At 72.2% G+C, this 6396-nt stretch carries 6 protein-coding genes; 3 read left to right on the top strand and 3 right to left on the bottom strand.

Features of this window, described 5'->3' with window-relative positions; all coding sequences use genetic code 11:
• Positions 1–100: 100 nt before the first annotated feature.
• A complete protein-coding gene (locus FNH09_RS25310; protein ID WP_152891854.1) occupies positions 101–1264 on the bottom strand; it encodes an adenosine deaminase in 1164 nt (387 codons plus the stop codon).
• 113 nt (positions 1265–1377) lie between these two features.
• Here FNH09_RS25310 and FNH09_RS25305 point away from each other — a divergent pair, with 113 nt between their 5' ends.
• Positions 1378–2139, top strand: coding sequence for a prolyl oligopeptidase family serine peptidase (locus FNH09_RS25305; protein ID WP_152891852.1), 762 nt, complete (start codon positions 1378–1380; stop codon positions 2137–2139).
• A 324-nt stretch (positions 2140–2463) separates the two neighbouring features.
• Here the strand turns inward: FNH09_RS25305 and FNH09_RS25300 are convergent, their stop codons facing one another.
• The gene (locus FNH09_RS25300) at positions 2464–3453 is read right to left on the bottom strand and encodes a LysR family transcriptional regulator (protein ID WP_152891850.1); all 990 of its coding nucleotides are present in this window, start codon (positions 3451–3453) and stop codon (positions 2464–2466) included.
• A gap of 62 nt (positions 3454–3515) precedes the next feature.
• Here FNH09_RS25300 and FNH09_RS25295 point away from each other — a divergent pair, with 62 nt between their 5' ends.
• Positions 3516–4778, top strand: a complete 1263-nt coding sequence (locus FNH09_RS25295; protein WP_152891848.1) for an MFS transporter — start codon at positions 3516–3518, stop codon at positions 4776–4778.
• A gap of 180 nt (positions 4779–4958) precedes the next feature.
• Positions 4959–5975, top strand: a complete 1017-nt coding sequence (locus FNH09_RS25290) for a sigma-70 family RNA polymerase sigma factor (protein WP_152891846.1) — start codon at positions 4959–4961, stop codon at positions 5973–5975.
• Here the strand turns inward: FNH09_RS25290 and FNH09_RS25285 are convergent.
• Positions 5859–6245, bottom strand: coding sequence for an STAS domain-containing protein (locus FNH09_RS25285; RefSeq protein WP_152891867.1), 387 nt, complete (start codon positions 6243–6245; stop codon positions 5859–5861). The two genes, FNH09_RS25290 and FNH09_RS25285, sit on opposite strands and share 117 nt — an antisense overlap.
• Positions 6246–6396 lie beyond the last annotated feature (151 nt).

Genomic DNA, 6396 nt, shown 5'->3' with positions numbered 1-6396 from the left:
GTCCAAGACCGTAATCACGCCCGCCCACCCTCCGCCAACACCGAAATGCGGACGGTCGATGGACGACCGTCCGCATTCCGATCTCCTCAACGCCCCCGCCTCAGGCCTCCGTAGCCGCAGAGTCGCTGGTGGAGGCCGTCTGCTGGAACAGCCATTCGGACTTCAGTTCCGCATATCCGGGCTTGACGACGTCATTGATCATCGCCAGTCGTTCATCGAAAGGAATGAACGCTGATTTCATCGCATTGACGGAGAACCACTGGAGGTCGTCGAGCGTGTAGCCGAACGCCTCGACCAGGTGCTCGAACTCCCGGCTCATGCTCGTGTGGGACATCAGCCGGTTGTCCGTGTTGACCGTCGCCCGGAAGTGCAGCCGGCGCAGCAGCCCGATCGGGTGCTCCGCGTACGAGGCCGCCGCCCCCGTCTGGAGGTTGGAACTGGGGCACAGCTCCAGCGGGATGCGCTTGTCCCGCACATAGGAAGCGAGCCGCCCGAGTCTGACGCTCCCGTCGTCCTTGACCTCGATGTCGTCGATGATGCGCACCCCGTGCCCCAGCCGGTCGGCGCCGCACCACTGGAGGGCCTGCCAGATGGAGGGCAGCCCGAAGGCCTCACCGGCGTGGATGGTGAAGTGATTGTTCTCGCGTTTGAGGTACTCGAAGGCGTCGAGGTGCCGGGTGGGCGGGAAGCCGGCCTCGGCACCCGCGATGTCGAACCCGACCACGCCCAGGTCCCGGTAGCGGTTGGCGAGTTCGGCGATCTCCAGGGAACGGGCCGCGTGCCGCATCGCGGTGAGCAGGGCGCCGACCCGGATGCGGTGGCCGTTGCCCCGGGCGGTCCGCTCCCCTTCCCGGAAGCCCTCGTTGACGGCCTCCACGACCTGTTCGAGGGTCAGTCCGCCTTCGAGGTGCTGCTCGGGGGCGTAGCGCACCTCGGCGTAGACGACGCCGTCCGCGGCCAGGTCCTCGGCGCACTCGGCGGCGACCCTGACCAGCGCCTCACGGGTCTGCATGACGCCGACGGTGTGCGAGAAGGTCTCCAGATACCGCTCCAGGGAGCCCGAGTCGGCGGCCTCCCTGAACCAGATGCCGAGCTTCTCGGGGTCGGTCTCGGGGAGTTGGGAGTAGCCCGCGGCGCGGGCGAGGTCGACGACGGTCCCGGGACGCAGACCGCCGTCGAGGTGGTCGTGCAGCAGAACCTTGGGTGCCCGGCGGATCTGGTCCGAGCTCGGGGTGGTGCCGATCCGGTCAGTCTGGCTCGTCATTTCCGCACTTTAACTCCTACGCGCGTAGATCGACGGCGGCGCACCCGCGCCGATACGCAACGGTGACCGCACGGACCGGTGGCGTACACCGCGACTTCTGACACTGTTCTGTCATGGCACAGCAAGCGACACCGGTCCGCACGGCCCGGCTGGGGCGTCCACTCGGTCAGGAGACGTCTTCGGTGAGCGGGGTGGTGCTGCTGCTACCCGGCGGCGAGGAGACCTCCTCACGAAGACCCTCGCCCATGCTCGCGGCCGCCTCCGTAAGGGCGTTGGGGCGCCGTCTGACCCGCGCGGGCCGGGACGAGGGCCTGGCCGCGCACGTCGTCCACTATCGCTGGCGCGGCTGGAACGGGAGCGAGGCGCATCTGGCGCGCGACGCCGTCTGGGCCGCGGACGAGGCCGTACGGCGTTACGGGGACGTCTCCGTCTGCCTCGTCGGCGTCGACATGGGGGGACGGGCCGCGCTGCACGCGGGTGGCCACGAGGCCGTCAACTCCGTGCTCGCCATCGCCCCTTGGCTGCCCGAGGAGGACGCCGCCGCGACACCCGAACCGGTGAAACAGCTCGTCGGCCGCCGGGTGATGATCGTGCACGGCACGAACGACGAACGTACCGACCCCGAACTCTCCTTCCGGCTGGCGGCACGGGCGAAGAAGGCGAACCGTGACGTGTGCCGGTTCGAAGTGCACGCGGACGGGCACGGGTTGCACCAGTACCGGGAGGAAGTGCACGCGCTGGCGGAGGACTTCGTCATGGGGACACTGTTCGGGCGGACGTTCTCCCGGCCGGTCGAGGACGCCCTGGCGGCCCCGCCCCCGCTGGGGCTGCGGATGCCGCTGGCCGCCGGATTCGGCAGGTCGCTGCGCCGCTGAGACGGACAACGGCGCGCGGCACCCGGGCCGGGAGACGGCCTACGGGCCGGAAGGCGCCGGCGCCGGACGTGGGGCCGGACGCCGGACGTGGGACCGGTCGCCGGACGCCGGACGTGGGGCCGGTCGCCGGACGCCGGACGTGGGCCGTCCGGAGAGACGGAACCTGGGCCCCGCGCCCGGGGAGGACCCGGACCGGGCCACGGGGCGCAAGCCGCCCACGGCACGCGGGACACCGGACGCGGCACGCAGGACGTGGAGAGGGGCCGGACCGGGCCGTGCGGCGGGAGGCGTCCCCCGGGGGTCGGCCGCCTGCCGCGGGCCGCGTCAGGCGGGGAGCAGGCTGCCGCGCCGGGAGAGCAGGAACTTCTTGAAGGCGGCCACCGGCGCGGTGTCCGGATGGCCGTCCAGCCAGGCCACGCCGATCTCGCGGACCGCGCGCGGGGCGGTCACCGTCAGCTCCACCACCCCCGGGCGGGCGACGGCGGGCGGTGGCAGCAGCGCGACCCCGAGGCCCGCCGCGACCAGGCCCCGCAGTGTCTCCGCCTCCTCGCCCTCGAACGCGACCCGGGGCTTGAACCCGGCCTCCTGACAGAGGTCGTCGGTGATGCGGCGCAGGCCGTAGCCGGGTTCGAGGGTGACGAAGGTGTCCTCGGCGGCCTCGGCGAGGCGGATCCGGCGACGGGACGCCAGCCGGTGGTCGGCGGGCACGACCAGACGCAGCTTCTGTTCGTCGAGGCGGCGGGCGACCAGGTCGGGCGCGTCCGGCACGGGCGAGGTCAGACACAGGTCCAGTTCGCCCGCGCGCAGCTTCTCCAGCATCGCCTCGCCGTAGTTCTGGACGAGGCTGAAGCGGACCCGGGGGTGGTCGGCGCGGAAGGCGTGCAGCAGTCCCGGCACCGTCTCCGCGCCCATGGTGTGCAGAAAGCCGAAGGCGACCTTGCCGGTGGCGGGGTCGGCGTCGGCGCGGACCTCGTCGGCGGCGCGCTCGACCTCGGCGAGGGCGCGCTCGACGGAGGTGAGGAAGGTGCGCCCGGCGGGGGTGAGGGACACCGTACGGCCGCGGCGGGCGAACAGCTCCACCCCCAGGTCCTGTTCGAGGCGGACCATGGACCGGGACAGGGTGGACTGCGGAACCTGCATCTCCTGGGCGGCGCGGGTGACGTGCTCGGTGCGGGCCACGCCGGCGAAATGGACCAGGCGCGGGGCGAGCAACGCGACGATGGCGTCCCGGTCGCCCCTGTCTCCCCTGCCTCCCCTGTCTTTTGTGTCACTGCTCTGTGACAGTCGCCCCTGTGACCTCTGCTGATGCACCATGGGAACGATTATGGCGATTCCGTGCATTGGACGGATGAAAAAGGGGTGCCTAGGTTCGAGGTATGTCTCCCGCCAGTACCGGGGCGTCCACCACCGTGGCCGCCGTCGCACCCGTCTCCGTCCCCGACTCGCGCATGGCTCCCGGCGGCCCCGGCTACCGCCGGATGAGCTTCGCGCTCTTCCTCGCGGGCGTCGCCACCTTCGCTCTCCTGTACTGCACCCAGGCCCTGCTGCCGCTGATCTCCGGCGAGTTCGCCGCCACGGCGAGCCAGGCGAGCTGGACGGTGGCCGCGGCCACCGGCGGACTCGCGCTGTTCGTGCTGCCGATGAGCGCCCTGTCCGAGCGGTTCGGCCGCCGTACGGTGATGACGGCCTCGCTGACGGTCGCGGTGACGGTCGGGATACTGGTCCCCTTCGCTCCGTCGCTGGGCTGGCTGGTGGTACTGCGCGGGCTCCAGGGCGCGGCGCTGGCCGGGCTGCCGGCGTCGGCGACGGCGTACCTGGCGGAGGAGGTGCGCCCCCGGGCCCTGGTCACCGCGATCGGTCTGTTCGTCGCGGGCAACAGCGTCGGCGGGATGAGCGGCCGGGTGATCACCGGCTGGGTCGCGCAGGAGTGGGGCTGGCGCGTCGCCGTCGGCGCGGTCGGCGTGCTCGCAGTGGGCTGCGCGGTGGCCTTCCGGCTGCTGCTGCCCGCCCCGCGGCACTTCACACCGGGCTCGCTGCGCCCGCGGCTGCTGCTGAGCACGGTCCGCGACCACCTCGCCAACCCGCTGCTGCGCCGCCTGTACGCGATCGGCGCGCTGTTCATGACGGTGTTCGGCGGTGTGTACACGGTCATCGGCTACCGCCTGACCGAGGCCCCCTTCTCGCTCCCGCAGGGCATCGTCGGCTCGATCTTCCTGGTCTACCTGGTCGGTACGGTGTCGGCGTCCACGGCGGGCCGTCTGGTCGGCCGGCTGGGCCGGCGCGGCGCCCTGTACCTGGCCGGCGGCACCACGGCGGCGGGCCTGCTGCTGACCCTGGCCGACACGCTCCCGCTGGTCCTGGCGGGCCTGGTGCTGATCACGACGGGCTTCTTCGCCGGTCACGCGGTGGCGTCCTCGGCGGTCAGCAGCACGGCCACCACCGGCCGCGCCCAGGCCTCGGCCCTCTACCAGTCCGCCTACTACATCGGCTCCAGCGCGGGGAGCATGGCCGGCGCCGCGGCGTACCACGCGGGCGGCTGGGCGGCGACCGTCTGCGTCGGCGTCCTGGCGGTGCTCGGCGTCGTGACGATCACGGTCATGGGCTCGCGGGCGGCCCGGCTCCAGCCCTCCCTGGCCTGATCCGCCGCCGGTCCCGGGGCGCGGCCCGCATCGGGTCGCGCCCCGCCGTCGTTCGAGCCCGGCTGGCCTGACCAGGTCTTTTGTCCGGTCCAGGGGTCTTTGTCAGTGGGGTGCGATAGCTTCCGGAGTGCTGGGGCGCACAGGCGCGTGACAGAACGGCCACAGGGGTGGGTGGACCACATGAGCGACGGCACGGCGACGGCGGACGACCTCGACATCAGGCTGGAGAGGCACCGCACCGAGCTGACGGGCTACTGCTACCGCATGCTGGGCTCGGCCTTCGAGGCCGAGGACGCGGTGCAGGACACGATGGTCCGCGCCTGGCGCAACTACGCGAAGTTCGAGGGCCGCTCCAGCCTCCGCTCCTGGCTGTACCGCATCGCGACCAACGTCTGCCTGGACATGCTGACCGCGGGCAACAAGCGCGCCCGTCCCATGGATCTGACGGAGTCGACGCCGCTGGCCCGGGCGGCGCTCTCGCCCCGCCCCGACCACACCTGGCTGGAACCGATGCCGGACGCCCGGGTACTGCCGGCGGTCCAGGACCCTGCGGAGGCGGCGGTGGCGAAGGAATCGGTGCGACTCGCCTTCATGGCGGCCCTCCAGAACCTCCCGCCGAAGCAGCGGGCGGTGCTGATCCTGCGCGAGGTGCTGGCCTGGCGGGCGAGCGAGGTCGCCGAGCTGCTCGACACGACGGTCGCGTCGGTCAACAGCGCGCTGCAACGGGCCCGCGCGACCCTCGCCGAGCGTGAGCAGTCCGGCGCGGACGCGGCCGTCTCCGACCCGCTGGACGAGGAGCAGCAGAAGCTCCTGGAACGCTATGTGGCGGCGTTCGAGGGCTACGACATGACGGCGCTGACCGCCCTGCTGCACGAGGACGCCATCATGACGATGCCGCCGTTCGATCTGTGGCTGACCGGGCACGACGACATCACGGGCTTCATGACGACACTGGGCGCGTCCTGCGCGGGTTCGCGCCTGCTGCCGGTCGAGGTGAACGGTCTGCCGGGCTTCGCCCACTACAAGCCCGACCCCGAGGCCGGCGGGTTCACGCCCTGGTCGATCCAGGTCCTGGAGATCTCAGACGGCCGGCTCACCGGGTTCCACTTCTTCCTCGACACCAAGCGGTGGTTCCCGCTGTTCGGGCTGCCCCTCCACCTCGAAGCGGAGACCGACCAGGTGCAGGAGGGCGCGTAGCGAAGGATCGGGGGCCCGCAGCCGGATGCGGCCCCCGGCCCGCCGGGCGGCCAGTTCCAGCCGCGCCAGCAGGTCCACGGCGCCGAGCCCGGGTGCGCTCAGCCTGCCGACGTCGACCACGGCGACCCGGGTCGGACAGGCCCGCACCGCCGCCCGCACGTCCTCGCACAGCCCCGCCACGCCCTCCCGGGTGACGGGTCCTGCCGGCACGAGTACAGCGGGTGTCATGGCGTCCACGTGCGGTAGACCGGGCGGCGGGCCGTAACTCATCGCGTCGTACCGCGCCCGGCCGTGTCCCACCGTACGGATCACATTGACCTTGTGGAGGCCGCCGCCGGAGAGTTCGCTGTATGTCCCACATATCGTCTCGGCCCACACCGTCCACGCAGCCGGCACCACCCCTTCCGTCCACGCCCGTTCC

Origin of the sequence: Streptomyces adustus, from assembly GCF_009377175.1 — a bacterium.
Lineage (GTDB): Bacteria > Actinomycetota > Actinomycetes > Streptomycetales > Streptomycetaceae > Streptomyces > Streptomyces adustus.
Note: the sequence above shows the minus strand (reverse complement) of the source record. Positions and strands in the feature narration are given on the sequence as shown.